We start from the raw sequence: 732 nt of genomic DNA on the forward strand, positions 1-732 counted from the left end.
CGGCGCGCCGCGTCAGCGCGAGGCTGCCGCCATGGAGCGCGGCGAGGCCCTCGACGATGGCGAGGCCGAGCCCCGCGCCCCGGCCGGAGGAAAGGTCCACCCGGCTCTCGCGGTGGCGCGCGTCGTCGAGCGGCAGTTCGCGCTCGGCCAGCCCCCGCCCGGTGTCCTCCACGCGGACGACGGGCAGGCCGTCAGAAAAGCCCAAAAGGCCGAGGCGGACCTCGCCGCCGCGGCGTGAACTTCACCGCATTGCCCATGAGGTTGAGCAGCATCTGCTTGAGCGCCCGCTCGTCCGCCCACAGGCGCAGCGGCGCGCCGTCCGCGTGCAGCGCGATGCCGCGCCGCTTCGCCTCCGGCGCCATCATGGCGAGGGTCTCGCGGGCGAGCAGATCGAGCCGCACCGAGGTCTCCAGCAGCACCCGGTGGCCGCTCTCGATGCGCGCGAGGTCGAGCAGATCGTCGGCAAGCGCCAGCAGATGCCGCGCCGAGGCGAGGATGTCGCGCGCATAGCCGCCATAAGCGGGGATGCGGTGCGGGCCGAGCACCTCCTGCGCCATCATCTCGGAAAAGCCCATGACGGTGTTGAGCGGCGTGCGCAGCTCGTGGCTCATCTCGGCGAGGAAGCGCGATTTTGCTTGGCTCTCCGCCTCGGCGCGGCGGCAGGCCGCCTGCGCCGCGGCGAGCCGCGCCTCCAGGCTCCGCCTCGCGCTGCCCGAACGGCTGCCGCCGAGC

2 protein-coding genes are annotated in these 732 nt (G+C 73.9%); both read right to left on the minus strand.

What is annotated here, in order from left to right:
• On the minus strand, window positions 1-172 hold a 172-nt coding region (locus AC2W7M_RS26700; RefSeq protein ID WP_486136224.1), incomplete at its 3' end, for an ATP-binding protein.
• Window positions 173-191: 19 nt separating this feature from the next.
• Window positions 192-732, minus strand: a 541-nt coding sequence (locus tag AC2W7M_RS26705; protein ID WP_486136222.1) for a sensor histidine kinase, incomplete at its 5' end; no start/stop codon positions are given.

The sequence above is a fragment of the Xanthobacter sp. BG11Y11_SDJG genome (assembly GCF_057364445.1).